This is a genomic window from Pseudomonas sp. 05N434 (genome assembly GCF_056396965.1).
Genome location: NZ_JBFTMK010000045.1, coordinates 1 through 18,714, shown reverse-complemented (window position 1 = coordinate 18,714; position 18,714 = coordinate 1). Strand labels below are relative to the sequence as shown.

General features: G+C 60.4%; 17 protein-coding genes. 8 read left to right on the top strand and 9 right to left on the bottom strand.

Annotated elements, in window-relative coordinates; translation table 11 throughout:
- The 3 genes from AC1DLB_RS05285 to rarD form a co-directional block, all read left to right on the top strand.
- The coding region (locus tag AC1DLB_RS05285; RefSeq protein WP_477784695.1) for a PhoX family protein at window positions 1-812 on the top strand (812 nt) is incomplete at its 5' end.
- A gap of 163 nt (window positions 813-975) precedes the next feature.
- Complete coding sequence (locus AC1DLB_RS05280) at window positions 976-1,950, top strand: serine/threonine protein kinase (protein ID WP_477743645.1); 975 nt, start codon at window positions 976-978, stop codon at window positions 1,948-1,950.
- A gap of 108 nt (window positions 1,951-2,058) precedes the next feature.
- Window positions 2,059-2,946 (top strand): EamA family transporter RarD, encoded by an 888-nt coding sequence (rarD, locus tag AC1DLB_RS05275; protein ID WP_018928812.1) that lies wholly within the window; start codon window positions 2,059-2,061, stop codon window positions 2,944-2,946.
- 215 nt (window positions 2,947-3,161) lie between these two features.
- Here the strand turns inward: rarD and AC1DLB_RS05270 are convergent, their stop codons facing one another.
- Window positions 3,162-3,680 (bottom strand): glycine cleavage system transcriptional repressor, encoded by a 519-nt coding sequence (locus tag AC1DLB_RS05270; RefSeq protein ID WP_007936467.1) that lies wholly within the window; start codon window positions 3,678-3,680, stop codon window positions 3,162-3,164.
- A gap of 245 nt (window positions 3,681-3,925) precedes the next feature.
- Between AC1DLB_RS05270 and AC1DLB_RS05265 the strand changes: the two genes are divergently transcribed.
- Entirely contained in the window at window positions 3,926-6,103 is a 2,178-nt protein-coding gene (locus AC1DLB_RS05265; protein WP_086944442.1) for a malate synthase G, read from the top strand.
- A 278-nt stretch (window positions 6,104-6,381) separates the two neighbouring features.
- Here the strand turns inward: AC1DLB_RS05265 and AC1DLB_RS05260 are convergent, their stop codons facing one another.
- Complete coding sequence (locus AC1DLB_RS05260) at window positions 6,382-6,828, bottom strand: response regulator (RefSeq protein ID WP_477743644.1); 447 nt, start codon at window positions 6,826-6,828, stop codon at window positions 6,382-6,384.
- A 265-nt stretch (window positions 6,829-7,093) separates the two neighbouring features.
- Between AC1DLB_RS05260 and AC1DLB_RS05255 the strand changes: the two genes are divergently transcribed.
- The 3 genes from AC1DLB_RS05255 to AC1DLB_RS05245 all read left to right on the top strand — a co-directional run bounded on the left by AC1DLB_RS05255 (window position 7,094) and on the right by AC1DLB_RS05245 (window position 10,574).
- Entirely contained in the window at window positions 7,094-9,034 is a 1,941-nt protein-coding gene (locus AC1DLB_RS05255) for a putative nucleotidyltransferase substrate binding domain-containing protein (protein ID WP_018928809.1), read from the top strand.
- The gene (locus tag AC1DLB_RS05250; RefSeq protein ID WP_018928808.1) at window positions 9,031-9,738 is read left to right on the top strand and encodes a 3'-5' exonuclease; all 708 of its coding nucleotides are present in this window, start codon (window positions 9,031-9,033) and stop codon (window positions 9,736-9,738) included. The genes AC1DLB_RS05255 and AC1DLB_RS05250 overlap by 4 nt, the downstream gene beginning before the upstream one ends.
- A 206-nt stretch (window positions 9,739-9,944) precedes the next feature.
- Window positions 9,945-10,574, top strand: coding sequence for a glutathione S-transferase (locus AC1DLB_RS05245; protein WP_019650301.1), 630 nt, complete (start codon window positions 9,945-9,947; stop codon window positions 10,572-10,574).
- A gap of 181 nt (window positions 10,575-10,755) precedes the next feature.
- On the opposite strand, the gene creD is transcribed toward AC1DLB_RS05245, so the two are convergent.
- From creD to rloA2, 4 genes are all read right to left on the bottom strand, one after another.
- Window positions 10,756-12,126: a cell envelope integrity protein CreD gene (creD, locus tag AC1DLB_RS05240; protein ID WP_064620818.1), complete on the bottom strand. Its 1,371-nt coding sequence runs from the start codon at window positions 12,124-12,126 to the stop codon at window positions 10,756-10,758.
- Window positions 12,127-12,245: 119 nt separating this feature from the next.
- Complete coding sequence (gene creC, locus AC1DLB_RS05235; RefSeq protein ID WP_477784694.1) at window positions 12,246-13,673, bottom strand: two-component system sensor histidine kinase CreC; 1,428 nt, start codon at window positions 13,671-13,673, stop codon at window positions 12,246-12,248.
- Window positions 13,673-14,362 (bottom strand): two-component system response regulator CreB, encoded by a 690-nt coding sequence (gene creB, locus AC1DLB_RS05230; RefSeq protein ID WP_064620824.1) that lies wholly within the window; start codon window positions 14,360-14,362, stop codon window positions 13,673-13,675. Before creB ends, creC begins: the two co-directional genes overlap by 1 nt.
- Window positions 14,363-14,421: 59 nt before the next feature.
- On the bottom strand, window positions 14,422-14,928 hold the full coding sequence (gene rloA2 / locus AC1DLB_RS05225; protein WP_018928803.1) for a retropepsin-like aspartic peptidase RloA2: 507 nt from the start codon (window positions 14,926-14,928) through the stop codon (window positions 14,422-14,424).
- Between the two features lie 338 nt (window positions 14,929-15,266).
- On the opposite strand from rloA2, the gene AC1DLB_RS05220 reads away from it, so the two are divergent.
- Window positions 15,267-16,151, top strand: coding sequence for an acyltransferase (locus tag AC1DLB_RS05220; RefSeq protein ID WP_018928802.1), 885 nt, complete (start codon window positions 15,267-15,269; stop codon window positions 16,149-16,151).
- Between the two features lies 1 nt (window position 16,152).
- On the opposite strand, the gene AC1DLB_RS05215 is transcribed toward AC1DLB_RS05220, so the two are convergent.
- From AC1DLB_RS05215 to AC1DLB_RS05205, 3 genes are all read right to left on the bottom strand, one after another.
- Window positions 16,153-16,767, bottom strand: a complete 615-nt coding sequence (locus AC1DLB_RS05215) for a DUF2780 domain-containing protein (RefSeq protein ID WP_018928801.1) — start codon at window positions 16,765-16,767, stop codon at window positions 16,153-16,155.
- Window positions 16,768-17,118: 351 nt separating this feature from the next.
- Window positions 17,119-18,318: a formaldehyde dehydrogenase, glutathione-independent gene (fdhA, locus tag AC1DLB_RS05210; RefSeq protein WP_477784693.1), complete on the bottom strand. Its 1,200-nt coding sequence runs from the start codon at window positions 18,316-18,318 to the stop codon at window positions 17,119-17,121.
- A gap of 152 nt (window positions 18,319-18,470) precedes the next feature.
- The coding region (locus tag AC1DLB_RS05205; protein WP_477784692.1) for a formyltransferase family protein at window positions 18,471-18,714 on the bottom strand (244 nt) is incomplete at its 5' end.

The window sequence follows — 18,714 nt, the reverse complement described above, 5'->3', positions numbered from 1 at the left end:
ATCTGCTGGACCACGGCACCTTGTACGTGGCGCGTTTCGATGCGGGCGACGGCAACGCCGATCATCCGAAAGGCCAGGGCCAGTGGATCGAACTGACCCACGGCAAGAACGGCATCGACGCCAGCAGCGGTTTTGCCGATCAGGCCGAAGTGCTGATTCATGCGCGCCTCGCCGCCAGCGTGGTGAGCGCCACGCGCATGGACCGCCCGGAATGGATCGTCGTCAGCCCCAAGGACGGCCTGGTCTATTGCACCCTGACCAACAACGCCAAGCGCGGCGAAGAAGGCCAACCGGTGGGCGGCCCGAACCCACGCGAGAAGAACGTCTACGGGCAGATCCTGCGCTGGCGCACCGACCGCGACGATCACGGTTCGAATAGCTTTGCCTGGGACCTGTTTGTGGTCGCCGGCAACCCGGGCGTCCACGCCGGCACGCCGAAGGCCGGCTCGTCAAACATCACCCCGCAGAACATGTTCAACAGCCCGGACGGCCTGGGCTTCGACAAGGCCGGACGCTTGTGGATTCTGACCGACGGCGACACGAGCAATGCGGGCGACTTCGCGGGCATGGGCAATAACCAGATGCTGTGCGCCGACCCGGCAACCGGTGAGATCCGCCGTTTCATGGTCGGGCCGGTGGGCTGTGAGGTGACGGGGATCAGCTTCTCGCCGGATCAGAAGACCTTGTTTGTCGGGATTCAGCATCCGGGGGAAAACGGCGGGTCGACATTCCCTGAACACCTGCCCAATGGCAAGCCGCGGTCTTCGGTGATGGCGATTACCCGCGAGGATGGCGGAATCGTCGGCGCCTGACAGGGCCTCTTCGCGGCAAGTCAAGCGCCTACTGCAGGAGCAAGGCTTGCCCGCGAAAGCGTCAGCCCAAACCACACTTACCTCAAGCCCACCCCCTAAAGAGGCCCCGTCTGCGCTACCATGCTTGGCCGGACGCGGCAGCCTGCCGCGCGCAGGAGTCAGCATGGCCCACCCGTTTGAAACCCTCACCCCAGACCTCGTGCTCGATGCCGTCGAAAGCATCGGCTTTCTCAGCGACGCCCGTATTCTGGCGCTCAACAGCTACGAGAACCGTGTCTATCAGGTCGGCATCGAAGACTCCGAGCCGCTGATCGCCAAGTTTTACCGTCCGTTGCGCTGGACCAACGAAGCGATTCTCGAAGAACACCAATTCACCTTCGAACTCGCCGAGTGCGATATACCGGTGGTCCCGCCGCTGATCCACAACGATGAAAGCCTGCACGAACATGCCGGATTCCGTTTCACCCTGTTCCCGCGCCGGGGTGGTCGCGCACCGGAGCCGGGCAACCTTGATCAGCTGTATCGCCTGGGCCAACTGCTGGGTCGTCTGCATGCGGTCGGCGCTACAAAACCGTTCGAACACCGTGAAGTGCTTGGGGTGAAAAACTTCGGTCACGACTCACTGGCCACCTTGCTCGAAGGCAATTTCGTACCGCGCAGTCTGCTGCCGGCCTACGAGTCCGTCGCCCGCGACTTGCTCAAGCGCGTGGAAGAGGTCTACCAGGCCACGCCACACCAGAACATCCGCATACATGGCGATTGCCACCCCGGCAACATGATGTGTCGCGACGAAATGTTCCACATCGTCGACCTCGACGACTGCCGCATGGGCCCGGCGGTACAGGATATCTGGATGATGCTGGCGGGTGACCGTCAGGAATGTCTGGGGCAACTGTCGGAACTGATGGACGGCTACAGCGAATTCCACGACTTCGACCCGCGGGAACTGGCGCTGATCGAACCGCTGCGCGCYTTGCGGTTGATGCACTACAGCGCCTGGCTCGCCCGTCGCTGGGACGACCCGGCCTTCCCTCGCAGCTTTCCGTGGTTCGGCACCGAGCGCTATTGGGGCGATCAAGTGTTGGCGTTGCGTGAGCAATTGGCGGCACTGAATGAAGAGCCATTGAAACTCTTCTAAACACCGCGTCCCTGTAGGAGCGAGCGGTGCGGGCAAGCCTCGCTCCTACAAAAAAGGCCACACATCTATACAATCCCCTCTTTGTTAGCTGCCTAAGCAAGGATTCTCATGCAAGCCGCCAACCTGCGTCGCGGGTACATCCTGGGCCTGAGTGCCTACATCATCTGGGGACTTTTCCCGCTCTACTTCAAAGCCATCGCCAGCGTGCCTGCCGTGGAGATCATCATCCACCGAGTGCTTTGGTCCGCGTTGTTCGGCGCCTTGCTGCTGCTCGTCTGGAAACATCCCGGCTGGTGGCGCGAGCTGCGTGAGAATCCACGGCGGCTGGCGATCCTGGCCCTGAGCGGCACGCTGATCGCGGCCAACTGGCTGACTTACGTCTGGTCGGTGAACAACGGACGCATGCTTGAGGCCAGCCTCGGTTACTACATCAACCCGTTGGTAAACGTGCTGCTGGGGATGCTGATCCTCGGCGAACGGCTAAGGCGCATGCAGTGGATCGCGGTGGGGCTGGCGGCGGTCGGTGTCGCGCAGCAAGTGTGGCAGGTCGGCAGCCTGCCGTGGGTGTCGCTGGTGCTGGCATTGACCTTCGGCTTCTACGGCCTGATCCGCAAGCAGGCACCGGTCAAGGCGCTGCCGGGGCTGGTGGTGGAAACCTGGATGCTGGTGCCGATTGCTGTCGCCTGGCTGCTGTTCAACCCGACGGCGACCAGCGCGCAAGCCGCATTCTGGACCAGCTCCGAAGCCTGGTGGCTGGTAGCCGCCGGTCCGGTGACGCTGGTGCCGCTGGTGTGTTTCAACGCCGCCGCACGGCACTTGCCCTACACCACCCTCGGATTTCTCCAGTACCTGGCGCCGACGCTGGTGCTGTTGCAAGCCGTACTGCTGTTTGGCGAACACTTGTCGTCCAGCACGCTGGTGGCGTTCATCTTTATCTGGGCAGGTCTGGCGGTTTACAGCGTCGACGCGTGGATAAGTCTGCGCCGCCGCAGTTGATCAGAAAACGTACAAATCTCTACAGGCCACGTCTCCCGTGGCCTGCATCCATCCTTCCCAAGGTTATCCACAACGTGATCCCCGGCGTTTGTGCGCAAGTCACTGAAACTGCTGGTTTTYTGATCAGATCCTGAAGAGCCCCGGCCGGCGTGGGCTGGCGGGGTGTCTCTACAGGTTATCCACAGGCAGGTGCACGTATAACTTGGATAACCTGTTCAAGGTTCGCTGCGCAGTACCAATTCGACCATCAGGTCGTCCGCCAGGGTTTCCAGGCGCGATTGCAGCACCTCCAGCGACAAAGTCAGGGGCACCGCGAGGATTGCTTCGGCATGGAACAACGGCTCGCTGCTCATCGGCGCCGGACGCACTTCGGTCACCAGCCGCTCCAGGCTCACCCCTTGCTCACTCAGCAGACGCGTAATGTCCCGCACAATGCCCGGACGATCATTGCCCACCAGTTCCATGGCAATCGGCTTCCAGGTGCAGGATTGTTCGATGCTGCTTTCGGCGATCATCACGCGGATGCCCTGGGTCGACAGTCCCTGTAGGGCGTCTACCAGTTCATCGTAGGCTTCGGCCGGTACGCCCACCCGAAGAATCCCGGCGAACTGCCCGGCCATGCGCGACATGCGGCTCTCCAGCCAGTTGCCGCCATGCTCGGCAATGCATTGGGCAATGCGCTCGACCTGCCCGGGCTTGTCCGGGGCGAATACCGTGAGTACGAGATGGTCCATGGCGCAGCCCTCTTGTCGTAGTATGCCACAGCGCGCACTACATAACGTTGGATCGATGTCTGCCGCAGGCACACTCGCAACCCTGAAAGCCCCGTCAGCAAGGCCGCAATGCCGTTGATCGGAACGAACCCAGCCGCCAGCAATGGCATGTACTGGTAGAAGGGTTTGTGGTTTAAATGGCCAGAGGCTTCATTGTTAAATTGAAGAGCTGAAAAGCGAAATAGCTGAGCAGAGTGAGGCAAGCAATGACTGAACACGTTCAAGTCGGTGGCCTGCAGGTCGCCAAAGTCCTGTTCGACTTCGTGAACAACGAAGCCATTCCCGGTACCGGCCTCACCGCCGACACGTTCTGGGCCGGTGCCGACAAGGTCATCCATGACCTGGCACCGAAGAACAAAGCCCTACTCGCCAAACGCGATGATTTCCAGGCTCGCATTGATGCCTGGCACCAGGCTCGTGCAGGTGTTGCGCACGATGCGGTGGCCTACAAAGCCTTCCTGCAAGACATCGGTTATCTGCTGCCAGAAGCGGCCGATTTCCAGGCAACGACACAAAACGTCGATGACGAAATCGCCCGCATGGCCGGCCCACAGTTGGTGGTGCCGGTGATGAACGCGCGCTTCGCGCTTAACGCCTCGAACGCACGCTGGGGTTCGCTGTATGACGCGCTCTACGGCACCGACGCCATCAGCGAAGCGGATGGCGCGGAAAAGGGCAAAGGCTACAACAAGGTACGTGGCGACAAGGTTATTGCCTTCGCCCGTGCGTTCCTCGACGAAGCCGCGCCATTGGCTGCCGGCTCCCACGTCGATTCCACCGGCTACAAGATCGTTGACGGCAAACTGGTTGTCGCCCTCAAGGGTGGTAGCAACACCGGCTTGCGCAACGATGCTCAACTGATCGGTTTCCACGGCGACGCAGCGGCTCCGACCGCGATCCTGCTGAAGAACAACGGCCTGCACTTCGAAATCCAGATCGATGCCAGCACCCCGGTCGGCCAGACCGACGCGGCCGGTGTCAAAGACATCCTGATGGAAGCCGCGCTGACCACCATCATGGACTGCGAAGACTCAGTCGCCGCGGTCGATGCCGATGACAAAGTGGTGATCTACCGCAACTGGCTCGGTCTGATGAAGGGTGACCTGTCGGAAGAAGTCTCCAAGGGCGGTCAGACCTTTACCCGCACCATGAACGCCGACCGCACCTACACCGCTCTCGATGGCAGCGAACTGAGCCTGCACGGTCGCTCGCTGTTGTTCGTGCGCAACGTCGGTCACCTGATGACCATTGACGCGATCCTCGACAAAGACGGCAACGAAGTGCCAGAAGGCATTCTCGACGGTCTGGTGACTTGCCTCGCGGCGATCCATAGCCTCAACGGCAACAGCTCGCGCAAGAACAGCCGTACCGGTTCGGTCTACATCGTGAAGCCGAAGATGCACGGCCCGGAAGAAGCCGCGTTTACCAACGAGCTGTTCGGTCGCATCGAAGACGTCCTCGGCCTGCCGCGCAATACGCTGAAAGTCGGGATCATGGACGAGGAGCGCCGTACCACGGTCAACCTCAAGGCCTGCATCAAGGCTGCCAGCGAGCGCGTAGTGTTCATCAACACCGGTTTCCTCGACCGCACGGGCGATGAAATCCACACCTCCATGGAAGCCGGCCCGATGGTGCGCAAGGCCGACATGAAGGCCGAGAAGTGGATCAGTGCCTACGAGAACTGGAACGTCGACATCGGTTTGAGCACCGGCCTGCAAGGTCGTGCCCAGATCGGTAAAGGCATGTGGGCCATGCCCGACCTGATGGCCGCCATGCTGGAACAGAAAATCGCTCACCCATTGGCCGGTGCCAACACCGCCTGGGTTCCATCGCCGACAGCTGCTGCGCTGCACGCGTTGCACTACCACAAGGTCGACGTGTTCGCCCGTCAGGCCGAACTGGCCAAACGTGCGCGTGCTTCGGTGGACGACATCCTGACTATCCCGCTGGCTGTGAATCCGAGCTGGACTGCGGAACAGATCAAGAACGAACTGGACAACAACGCCCAAGGCATTCTCGGTTACGTGGTGCGCTGGATCGACCAGGGCGTAGGTTGCTCGAAAGTGCCGGACATCAACGACGTCGGCCTGATGGAAGACCGTGCGACGCTGCGTATTTCCAGCCAGCACATCGCCAACTGGCTGCGCCACGGCATCGTTACCGAAGCGCAAGTGATGGAAAGCCTCAAGCGCATGGCGCCGGTGGTTGACCGTCAGAACGCCAACGACCCGCTGTACCGCCCGCTGGCACCGAACTTCGACAGCAACATCGCCTTCCAGGCGGCGGTCGAGCTGGTGGTCGAAGGCACTAAACAGCCGAACGGCTACACCGAGCCGGTTCTGCACCGTCGTCGTCGTGAGTTCAAGGCTGCCAACGGCCTTTGAGTAAACGCTGACGCCGGACGTGAAAAAGCCCTGATCGAGAGATCAGGGCTTTTTCATTTACGCTGTCTAGTCCTGAAATAGGTTCACACCTGTTTCAGGACTAGACACGCTGCGGTCCCCTGTGGCGAGGGAGCTTGCTCCCGCTCGACTGCGCAGCAGTCGTAAATCCGGTGTATGCGGTGTATCAGGGACATTGGGATCGCAGTTTTTGGGGCTGCTTCGCAACCCAACGGGAGCAAGCCCCCTCGCCACAAAAGCTGCCAACCTGGAAGTCCGCGCTACAGATCCATCCCCAGCTCATGCTTGACCAGTTCAAGCAATTTTTCGCTATCAATGGGCTTGAGCAGAAAGTCCACGACGTGCAAGTGCATCGCTTCGATCGCATCCTTCACATCGGCATCGCCGGAAACGATGATGATCGGCAATGCCGCGCGTGGCGACTCCCGCACCAGGCGGATCAGTTCCAGGCCGTCGACGTGGCCCATCCGCAGGTCGGTAATCACCAGACCGATCGATGGCTTCTCTTCCAGCATTTTGAGCGCCATCTCGCCACTGGCCGCCGTCATGCAGTGAATGCCATCGAGCCCCAGAATTTCCGACAGCAATTCGCGGGCATCCTTATCGTCATCGACGATCAGCACCCGCTGCGGCGGCAAGTCTGGTTCCAGCATGACGGCGCTGAGCGCTTCGCGCTCGGCATCACTCAAAATATCGTGGTCGGACATGGCGTTCTCAACGTTTTCAATGCGATCCCTGACACAGGGTGTCAGACATCGCTCAGCAGACTTCAATGTGCACTTCGTCGGAATCTTTTCCAATAGACAATGTAGGAGGTTTTTCCCACCGTTGTGTCAGACATTTCCCATATTCCGGCCGCTGCACTGCCTACCTAGACTTACGTCCAATGGGCACCCTGCCCGCAGGGGTCGACCATGCCTGGAACGATCTGAAACAACGATCCGACACAACAATCAGAAAAAGACTGCGGTAATGGTTATGAGTAAAGCGGACGCCTTCACCCAGGCAGGGAAAACCGCGGTGTTGCAGAACATCCAGGGCACTTTGCAATTCCTGCAGCGCTTCCCACCCTTCAATCAGATGGAAAACGCTCATCTGGCCTATCTGGTGGAGCAATGCCAGCTGCGTTTTTATGCCCCCGGCGAGAGCATCATCAAACCCGCCGATGGCCCGATTGAGCATTTCTACATCGTCAAACAAGGCCGGGTCGTGGGGGAACGCCCGCACACGGCCAAGGGTGGCACCGAAACCACTTTCGAAATCACCACCGGCGAGTGTTTCCCCCTTGCCGCGCTGCTGGGCGAACGTGCAACCCGCACCGAACATCTGGCGGCCGAAGATACCTTTTGCCTACAGCTGAACAAGCTCGCGTTCATCAAACTGTTCGCACTGTCCAATCCGTTCCGCGACTTTGCCCTACGGGGTGTCAGCAGCTTGCTGGACCAGGTCAATCAGCAAGTCCAGCAAAAAGCCGTGGAAACCCTCGGCACCCAATACTCGCTCAATACCCGGCTGGGCGAATTGGCCATGCGTCACCCGGTAACCTGCAGCCCGATCACACCTCTGCGTGAAGCGGTGACGCTGATGCACGATCAGCAAGTCGGCAGCATTGTGGTGGTCGATGAACAAAAGGCGCCGCTGGGCATTTTCACCCTTCGCGACTTGCGACACGTGGTGGCCAACGGCACCAGTGATTTCAATGAATCCATCGAGCGGCACATGACCCGGGCGCCGTTTTTCCTGTCGCCGGACCACAGTGCCTTCGACGCAGCGATCGCCATGACCGAGCGACACATTGCCCACGTCTGCCTGGTCAAGGACCAGCGCCTGTGTGGCGTGGTTTCGGAGCGTGACCTGTTTTCCCTGCAAAGGGTCGATCTGGTGCACCTGGCGCGGACCATTCGCAGCGCCCAGCGGGTGGAAAACCTGGTGGCGATCCGCGGCGAAATCGGCCAATTGGTCGAGCGGATGCTAGCCCACGGCGCGTCCTCGACGCAGATCACCCATATCATCACCCTGCTCAACGACCACACCGTCTGCCGGGTGATCGAACTGGCCATCGCGGAGAAAGGTGATCCCGGTGTGCCGTTCAGTTGGCTTTGCTTCGGCAGCGAAGGCCGCCGCGAGCAGACGCTGCACACCGATCAGGACAACGGCATTCTGTTCGAAGCTCGCGATGCGGCCCACGCCGCCGAAATTCGCGGCAAGTTGTTGCCCATCGCCCAGCAGGTCAATCAGAGCCTGGCGCTGTGCGGCTTTACCTTGTGCAAAGGCAACATCATGGCCGGCAACCCCGAGCTGTGTTTGTCCCGGATCGAGTGGGCACGACGCTTTGCAGCGTTTATCCGCGAGGCAACGCCGGAAAACCTGCTGGGGTCGAGTATCTATTTCGATCTGCGCGTGGTCTGGGGCGATGAGCGAGGCTGTGAGCAACTGCGCCGGGGCATTCTCGATCAGGTCGGCGACAACCGGTTGTTCCAGCGCATGATGGCCGAGAACGCCCTGCGCAACCGCCCGCCCGTAGGACGTTTCCGCGAATTCGTCCTGGCGCGCAAGAATGGCGAGAAAGCCACCCTCGACCTGAAACTCCAGGGCCTGACGCCATTCGTCGACGGCGCGCGAGTGCTGGCCCTGGCCCACGGCATCGACGCCAACAACACCCTGGAGCGTTTTCGCCAATTGGTGGAAAAAGAGGTCATCGATCAGCTGGACGGCGCGGCCTATGAAGAGGCGTATCACTTCATCCAGCAAACCCGCATGCAGCAACATCAGCTACAGACCCGTGAGAACTTGCCCTACTCCAACCGGGTCGATCCCGACAGCCTCAATCATCTGGACCGACGCATCCTGCGTGAATCCCTGCGCCAGGCCCAACGCCTGCAAAGCAGCCTGACCCTGCGGTATCAGTTATGAGCCTGTTTTCATGGCTGCGCCCGGCCAGTCCCGTTTTGCCCGGCGAACTGCAACACCGTCTGGATCGCTTGCCGGCCGTGGCCCAACTGAGCGACTGCAGCCTGCGCGAGCAACGCTGGGTGGTGCTCGACCTGGAAACCACCGGGCTGAATCTGAACAAGGATCGGCTGTTGTCCATCGGGGCCGTGGTGATCGAGGACGGCGCGATCGACTTCAGCCAGCAGTTCGAGCGCACGCTGCAATGCACCGAACTCAAACTCGGCCCCAGCGTGCTGATTCATGGGCTGGGTCCGAGCGCCATTGCCGCCGGCAGCGACCCCGCGCAGGCCCTGCTCGAATTCATGGAATTTGTCGGCGACAGCCCGGTGTTGGCGTTTCATGCGCCGTTCGATCAGCACATGCTCGGGCGCGCACTGAAAGAACATCTGGGTTACAAGCTGCAGCATCCGTTTCTGGACGTGGCAGACATCGCCCCGCTGCTTTGTCCCCAGGCACACTTTCGCGAGGCCGGGCTGGATGAGTGGATCGACTGGTTCAAGCTGGAGGTCTTCGAACGGCATAACGCCAGCGCCGATGCCTTGGCGACGGCGGAGCTGATGCTGATTTTGTTCAGCCGCGCGCGGCAGCAACAGATTCATAGCCCGTTGAACCTGCAGCAGCGGCTGAGTCAGTGGAAGCGGCGGCGGCAAGCGCCTTCTTTCTGACCTGTGGCGAGGGGGCTTGTCGGACCGCCGCACCGCCCCGTTGGGTCGTGAAGCGGCCCCCTGCATTTCGCCATATAAACCGCATTCGGCGGTTTTACGACTGCTGCGCAGCCGAACGGGGGCAAGCCCCCTCGCCACAAGCTCGCTCCCACACTCAAACACCAAAGCGCTATGCTCCCGACACTGCCCATGATCGAGATGCCGCCATGTCCGCCCCCAGCATGACCCTGTTCCACAACCCCGCCTCGCCCTTTGTTCGCAAAGTCATGGTGCTGTTGCACGAGACCGGCCAAACGAACCGCGTGGCGCTGCAAGCCTGCCAGCTCACGCCGGTCAGCCCGGATCAGGCTCTCAACAAAGACAACCCGCTGGGCAAGATTCCGGCGCTGCGCCTGGCCGACGGCAATGTGTTGTACGACAGCCGGGTGATCCTCGATTACCTCGATCACCAGCACGTCGGCAATCCGCTGATTCCTCGTGAAGGCTCGGCGCGCTGGCGGCGCTTGACCCTGGCTTCTCTGGCAGACGGGATCATGGATGCCGCCGTGATGATTCGCTATGAAGTGGCCCTGCGCTCACCGGAGAAACATTGGGACGCATGGCTCGACGGTCAACGCGACAAGATTCGTCGCGCCCTGGCGCTGTTGGAGGCCGATGCGATTGCCGAGCTGACCAGCCATTTCGATGTGGCAGCGATCAGTGTGGCCTGTGCCTTGGGTTATCTGGATTTGCGCCATCCGGATCTGGAATGGCGCAAGGAAAATCCAAAGTTGGCCGAGTGGTATTTCGAAGTGAGTCAGCGGCCTTCGATGATCGCGACGATGCCCAAGGTTTGATCTTTGGTCGGCCATGCCGGCCTCAGAAGATCGCAGCCTTCGGCAGCTCCTACGCCGAACGCGTGCTCCTGTGGGAGCTGCCGCAGGCTGCGATCTTTTGATCTCTGTGCAAACAACCTGGCAATCCGCGTCGCCAACACCTCACCCACTCGCTGATCCTCGTGCAACCCCAACCACCGGCTCATTCCACGGCACCTATATCAAAGTCCAAGGGCTTCGCGGTTTTCTGCCCGATCCCATACCAGTCCAGCTTACGGGTCAGCACCATGAAAACGCCCAGTAGCCCGAACAACAGCAGCGAGCCCATCAACAGCGCGTAATCCTCGGCGCTCAACAAGCCGTAAAGCAGCCCGTATAACGCCGCYAACCCCGCCGAAAAGCTCAAACCGTGACGCACGCTGCGCAGCACATGGCAGACATAAAAACCGATCAACGCCACACAGCTACTCGCCGACAGCAGATACGCCAGGGCAAAGCCGATGTGTTCGGACAGCGACAACAGCAACAGGTAGAAGAACGCCAGCGCTACACCCACCAAGGCGTACTGCACCGGGTGCACCGCCAGGCTTTTCAACACTTCGAACAGGAAGAAACCGGCGAAGGTCAGGACGATAAACAGCAATGCATATTTGATTGCCCGGTCGCTTTTCAGGTACTGGTCCACCGGGTCGATGAAACTCACGCCGAAACTACGACCGCTGAACGCCTCGCAATGACCGCCCGACACGCAACTGTTCAACGCTTCTTGCAGGTTGGTGGAGAAAAACGAGGTCTGCCAATTGGCCGTAAAGCCCTGATCGGTGATTTCCCGCTGGGCCGGCAGGTAATTGCCGATGAAGCTGGGGTGAGGCCAATTGGCCGCCAGTGAAACCTTGCTGGTCTTGCCCACCGGCAGAACCTGTAACTGGCCGGTGCCTTGCAGACGCAAGTCGAAACCGAAGGCCAGCTCCGTGGCCTGTTGGGTGTCCAGCGCCGGCAACGTCACATGCACACCCTCGCCCAGCCAGCCCACCTGGCTACCCGGTACAAAATCCAGCTTCTGGCCATTGAGTTCGAGTTTCAGCGCATTTTCGATGCCGCGGATGTCGCTGATGCCAACAGCCAGGAACGGCTGATCGAAGCGGTAATCGGCGAAGTCTTCCTTGATGCCCAGTTGTGCCGGAACCGAAAAATGCCCGCTGATGCGGTTATCGGCATGGAACAGTCGCGCCTCGTAGATGCCCCGGGAGCGCAGCTCTGTCTGGACCTGGCCGTCGAGTTCGAAACGCTCCGGCAAGAAATACAAACGTCCACGCTCCTCGCCGACATCCTGATAACGCTGGTTGGTTTTTTCGTTGGTTTTCCAGGTGCGCACTGTTTTGCGATAGGGCACCACCATCAGCGGGCCGCTCAATTGCTGGCTGTAACTGGAACTGCGGGCGATGTCTTCGAGTACACCGTCACGCAGTTGCTGGCGCTCCTGGATCACGCCGTTGATCATCAGTAGCGGGATCAGCAGCAACAGAATCAGCAGGGCAATTGCCCCGAGTTTTAGGGTCAGGCTTCGGTTCATGGGACTCTCCCTGTTTGGATGGGGAAAGTCTGGATTGGGTATGTGGGGGTTTTGTGGGAGGAATGTGGAGAGTGTGTGGAATTTGCGCTCGGCGCAGCAGCTGCCGAAGGCGGCGATCTTCAGCGGCTTGAAGGCAACCGCAAACGCACTTGAACACCGCCGTCGACGTTGCCGATACTCATCACACCACCATGTAACTTGACCACTTCCTCAACGAAGTTGAGCCCCAAACCGGTGCTCTTGCGTCCACTGTCCGGACGCGGCAGTGAGTAGAAGCGCTCGCTCAAGCGTGGCAACGCATAGTCGGGAATCGCTTCGGCCTGGTTGAACAGCTTGAACTCGATCTGCTCACCGACTCGTTCGGCACACAATCGCAGCACGCCGTTCGCTGGGGTGAAGTCCAAGGCATTCTCCAGCAGATTGCCCAGCGCCTGGCGCAATAGGAACGGCTCGCCAAGCAGATTCAGATCCGCCGCAATTTGCCGTTCCACACGCAATTGCTTGCCTTCGATTCGTGCAGCCTGCGCGTTCAACAGTTCTTCCACCAAGCCCGCCAACGGCACCACCACCCGCTCCTCCAACCCTTGGCGTTGCTCAACCTGCGCCAGGTTCAACAGTCGCTCGATCAACTGCTGCATGCGCGCACTTTCGCTGTCGATGTTACTGACGAAGCGCTGCTGCTGGGCTGGCGGCATTTCGCCTTGCAGCAGCTCCGCTGCGCCACGAATCGCCGCCAGCGGGCTTTTCAATTCATGGGTCAGGGTGTGTACATAACGTTCGACGTAGGCTTTGCCTTCGAGCTGGGTGCGCATGTGCTCCAGTGCCGTGGCCAGTTGCTCCAGCTCGCCGCCGCGGTAATGCGGCACCTCGACCCGTCGACCTTCGCTGACGGCCTGGGCATAAGCCGTCAACCGCCGCAGTGCCGCGCTCAGCCACCAGGACAACAGCGCACCGAACAACAAACCGAGGCCAATCAATCCGGCGCCATACGTCAGCAATCGCCGTTCGGTGCGATCGACGTAAGGCTGCAGTGAGCTGTTGGGTTTGGCCACCGTCACCACGCCGATGATCTGGCCGTTGTCGCGAATCGGCGCACCGACGTGCATCACCGACGAGTTCGAGTCATCGGGGTTGCTGCGCGTCGAACGCGCACCGTACTCGCCACGCAGGGTCAGGTAGACGTCGTTCCAGCGCGAGTAGTCCTGGCCCACCGCGATTCCGCTGGAATCCAGCACCACGATGCCTTTGGCATCGGTGACGTAAATGCGGTGATTGACCTGATTCTTCGACAGGCCCCAGATTTTCGCCTGCGGTTGTCGCTCGCCATAAGCCTTGAGCAACTCGGGCCAGCGGTTCTGGCTGAGGGTGCCGGCCTTGAAGTCGTCGCGCAGGATCTCGGCCATCAGGTTGGCGGTGTCCACCAGGGTTTCTTCGGTGGATTGGCGCACACCGGGGCGGATTTCTTCCATCACGGTGTTGAGCACGAAGTAGCCGGYCAGGCCGATGAACAGCACGTAGACCAGAAAAATCCGGATCCCCAGTGACATCAGCTGTGCCCCGGGCTGTAGCTGTAGCCGAGGCCACGATGAGTCTGGATCGGCTCKGCGTCGGCCTTCACCAGGCGCAACTTGGCGCGCACGCTCTTGATGTGGCTGTCGATGCTGCGCTCGTAACCGGCATCGGCGGCCACCCCCAGCGCATCGAGCAATTGCTCGCGGCTGAAGACTCGCTCAGGTTGTTCCAACAGGCATTGCAGCAAACGAAACTCATGGCGAGTCAGGCTCAGCGGCTGGTTGCGATAGCTGATCTGCACCCGTTCGCCGTCGATGCGAAACAGCGCTGAAGCCACCTCCGACATCTCCGCCACCGGTCGTGGCGCCATGCGCTTGAGAATCGCCCGGACCCGCGCCGCCACTTCCCGGGGGCTGAACGGTTTGACCACGTAGTCGTCGGCGCCGATTTCCAGGCCCACCACGCGGTCGATCTCGGCGTCACGGGCACTGAGGAACATCACCGGCACGTCACTGAAACGCCGCAATTGCTTGCAGGTCTCGAAGCCGCTGATATCCGGCAGGCCGATATCGAGAATGATCAGGTCGGCGGGCGTGGCGCGCTGATGTTCGAGCGCCGCCGCGCCAAGGCTCAACCAGGTGGTGGTAAAGCCCTCGCCCTGCAAGGCGAAAATCAGGGTGTCGGCAATCGCCGCTTCGTCTTCGACAATCAGGATATGAGGCATGGCGTCCGAGCCCACTGGTTAAGTGGGCGAACGGTGCCCCAAGGCTGATTCGCCGTCAATCAGCAGTCGGGTTTGTCGGCTGTAAAGCGACGCGCCGGGTTCACTGCTGCGCCGAATTCGCGCAGGGCTTTGGCGCCGATCAGCAGTGGATAGTTGAAGCTGCTGCGGTCGGTGAGGTTGACCTCGACGGTGCGCTTGACGTTGCCCAGGCACAGTTCCAGATCGACCACCGGACGCTTGGTCACTTCGCTCACGGCCTTGTCTTCATCTTCTTCATCGGCACGGTTCTTGATCTTGCTGATCCGCGCGACCTTGTGTTCGTAGACCTTGTTGCTCGCGCCTTTGGTGGCGAGACGGAAACGTACCCACTCGTCGCCGTCGCGGGTGAAGGTTTCGATGTCTTTGGCCGACAGCGACGCGGTCAGGGCGCCGGTGTCCATTTTGGCCTTGAGGACTTCACCGCCGATTTCCGGCAGCGCGATGTATTCGTAACGCCCGTACAGGGTCGGCTCGGCGGCCAGGACCGGCAGGGTCACGAGGGCAAGCAGTGCAAGGAGAGATTTCACGTAAGGGGCTTCCTTGAGGGATGTGGACGCATTGGCCGAATTCTAGACCGCAAAAAACAACGATAGTTGGACCACTTCCCACTTTTGTGGCGAGGTAGCTTGCTCCCGTTCGGGGGCGCGGCGCTCGCAAAACCGTTGCCTGCGGTATACCTGAAAATCGCGGCGCCTGGTTTTAGGGCCGCTGCGCAACCCAGCGGGAGCAAGCTCCCTCGCCACAAAGGCAACAGCGATACGCTGAGAGCATACCGCTACCAAGGTGAAACATTCGTCACCACCGATTTGGCCTGCCAACCGAAGCTGCTTATCATGGCGCGCCCACACGCTTTCAAGAGTTATCTATGCGCCGCCTGCTCACCGGCTGTTTCGTTACCCTGCTGCTATTGCTCAACACGCTGGTCCTGTTCGGGCCTTTGATGGTGTTCGCGCTGCTCAAACTGCTCCTGCCCGGGCGCTTTCGCGATTACGCCTCGTGGGCGGTGATGTGGATTGCCGAAACCTGGGCCGAGATCGACAAGCTGATCTTCCGCCTGTGCATTCCCACCCAATGGGACATTCGCGGCGGCGATGAGCTGCGCGGCGACACCTCGTATCTGGTGATCGGTAACCATCAGTCCTGGGTCGATATCCCGGCGCTGATCCAGGCACTGAACCGGCGCACGCCGTTCTTCAAGTTCTTCCTCAAGAAAGAACTGATCTGGGTGCCATTCCTGGGCCTCGCCTGGTGGGCGTTGGACTATCCGTTCATGAAGCGCTACAGCAAGGCGTTCCTGGAGAAGCACCCGGAGCTGGCCGGCAAGGACCTGGAGATCACTAAACAAGCTTGCGAGTTGTACAAGCGCCAGCCGGTGACCGTGGTCAACTACCTGGAAGGCACCCGCTACACCGCGGCGAAAAGCGCCCAACAACAGTCACCGTTCACCCACCTGCTCAAGCCCAAGGCGGGCGGCGTGGCGTTCGTGCTGGCGGCGATGGGCGAACAGTTGGACGCCATTCTCGATGTGACGGTGGTGTATCCGCAGCAGAAGATTCCGGGGTTCTGGGATTTGCTTAGTGGCAACGTGCCCAAAGTGATCATCGACATCCACACCCGCGAACTGGACCCGGCACTGTGGCAAGGCGATTACGAAAACGATCCGGAGTTTCGCGAAACAATCCAGAACTGGGTCAACCAGCTCTGGATCGTGAAGGACCGGCGCATCCAGGCACTACGCGCCGAGGGCTGACTCAGCTACCGGCGCCGGTGCCCCAGATCCCGCCGAGGTTTTGCAACAGCGAACCGGCAACGCCTTGCTGACCGAGGTATTGCAGGATCACCGGGGCAAACACGCCAACCATCCCGGTGTCCATGCCCAGGGCGCTGAAGGCGTTGTTCAGGTCCTTGGTGTCTTTGACGTTACCCAGCAAGCCATCGAGCAACGCATTCTTGTCCGAGCCCGTGCCGAGCAACCCACCCAAGCCAGTCAGGCTACTGATCGCGCTGTTGCCGGCGATCTGAGCGAGGCCCGGCACGGTTTTGCTCAGTTCGGAGAAGTCCTGGCCGCTGAGCTGATTCCTCGCCAGGCCCAGCATCGCACCGGCGCCGCCGATGGCCTGCTCCGGGGTAATGTCGAGCTGCGAACCCAGGGTATTGAGCAAACCGGCGGCCTTGGGCGCCGCCGCCACGATGCCATCGACATCATCGGCCTCGACACCCTCGACATCCTCGTCGTCCTGCATCGATGACACCGCCTTGACCGCATCGCTGAGGCTTAACTGTGCAAAGGCCGGGCTGGCGGCCAGCGTCGTCAACGAAGCGACAGCCATGAGCGATGCCAGTGCAAAACAGCGTGAAACGTTCATCCAGACATCCTCTTGTGCCATGAAAGCCGCCCGGTAACGGCGGGGCGGCAAAACTGCTGATTGGACCGGATGTACGCCAGCATGTTCCTCGTTTGCGTGGGCATTTATCCCCAGGTGGCGTCTATAAAACGTGCCTCCTGGGACGCAACCGATGAACGGTATGACCGAACCGGCTGCATCTGAGTTCTGGACAATGAGGTCAACTGGAAAGCGACGTCTACGGCATGGAGCAAATCAGATTATCGTTCGAGTTCCATTGGTGATCGCTCATTTTCTCTGAGCAATTACGTGCCACTCGCCATAAAAAAGGGCGACATCACTGTCGCCCTTTTTTCCGTCTTGCTCCAGGCCTTACGCCGCACTAAACAACTTGTGCGGATCGATCACAAACTTCTTCGGCACGCCGGCATCGAACTCGCCGTAACCCCGTGGCGCGTCATCCAGGCTGATGACTTCCACGCCGACGATTTCGGCAATCTTGATGCGGTCCCACATGATCGCCTGCATCAGCTGGCGGTTGTACTTCATCACTGGCGTCTGGCCGGTGTGGAAGCTGTGGGATTTGGCCCAGCCCAGGCCGAAGCGAATGCTCAGGCTGCCCATTTTCGCGGCAGCGTCCACTGCACCCGGATCTTCGGTGACGTACAGGCCAGGAATACCGATTTTGCCAGCGACGCGAACCACGCCCATCAGCGAGTTGAGTACAGTGGCGGGAGCCTCGTGCTTCACGCCGGCATGGCCGTGACCGCGAGCTTCGAAGCCTACGGCATCGACGGCGCAGTCCACTTCTGGTTCGCCCAACAGTGCAGCGATTTGTTCGTGCAGCGGGGTGTCTGTCGACAGGTCGGCGATTTCGAAACCCTGAGCCTTGGCATGGGCCAGGCGGATCGGGTTGACGTCACCGATGATCACCACCGCAGCACCCAACAGGCGAGCGGAAGCGGCAGCTGCCAGGCCAACCGGGCCGGCGCCGGCAATGTACACGGTGCTGCCAGGGCCGACGCCGGCAGTCACTGCGCCGTGGTAACCGGTGGGCAGGATGTCGGAGAGACAGGTCAGGTCACGGATTTTTTCCATGGCCCGGTCGCGATCTGGAAGTTTCAGCAGGTTGAAGTCGGCATACGGTACAAACGCGTATTYGGCCTGGCCACCGGTCCAGTCACCCATGTCGACATAACCATAGGCACCGCCCGGACGCGCCGGGTTAACGCTCAGGCAGACGCCAGTATGTTGCTCTTTGCACGAACGGCAACGGCCACAGGCAACGTTGAAAGGTACCGACACCAAGTCGCCGATCTGCAGGTTCTCGACACCGCTGCCCTTCTCGATCACTTCACCCGTGATCTCGTGGCCCAGCACCAGACCGGTCTGAGCGGTGGTACGCCCGCGCACCATGTGCTGATCGGAACCACAGATGTTGGTGGAAACTACGCGCAGGATGACACCGTGCTCGATCTTCCTGCCGCGCGGGTCCTGCATTTTGGGATAGTCGATTTTCTGTACTTCGACCTTGCCTGCGCCGAGATACACCACACCACGATTACCAGACATGCTTTCACCTCGCTGTTGTTTTTATGTAGCGGTCGCGTCGCCAGGAAACGGCGGCGCGTTGATTGCTCGATAAATCAAAAGATCGTCCGAACGCGGCCCGAACCTTCGGCAGCGTCTACAGAGGCAGGCGATCTTTTCAGGCAGTAAAAACGCTAGAGAACAACTGTCCTGTTAGCGTTAAGGAACACGCGTCTTTCAATGTGATAACCCACCGCCCGCGCCAACGTCAGCCCTTCGATATCCCGCCCCTTGGCGATCAAGTCTTCGGGATAGTGGCTGTGATCCACGGCTTCCACGCCCTGGGCGATGATCGGACCTTCATCCAGATCGTTGTTGATGTAATGCGCCGTGGCGCCGACCAGTTTCACGCCTTTGTTGTAGGCCTGGTGATACGGC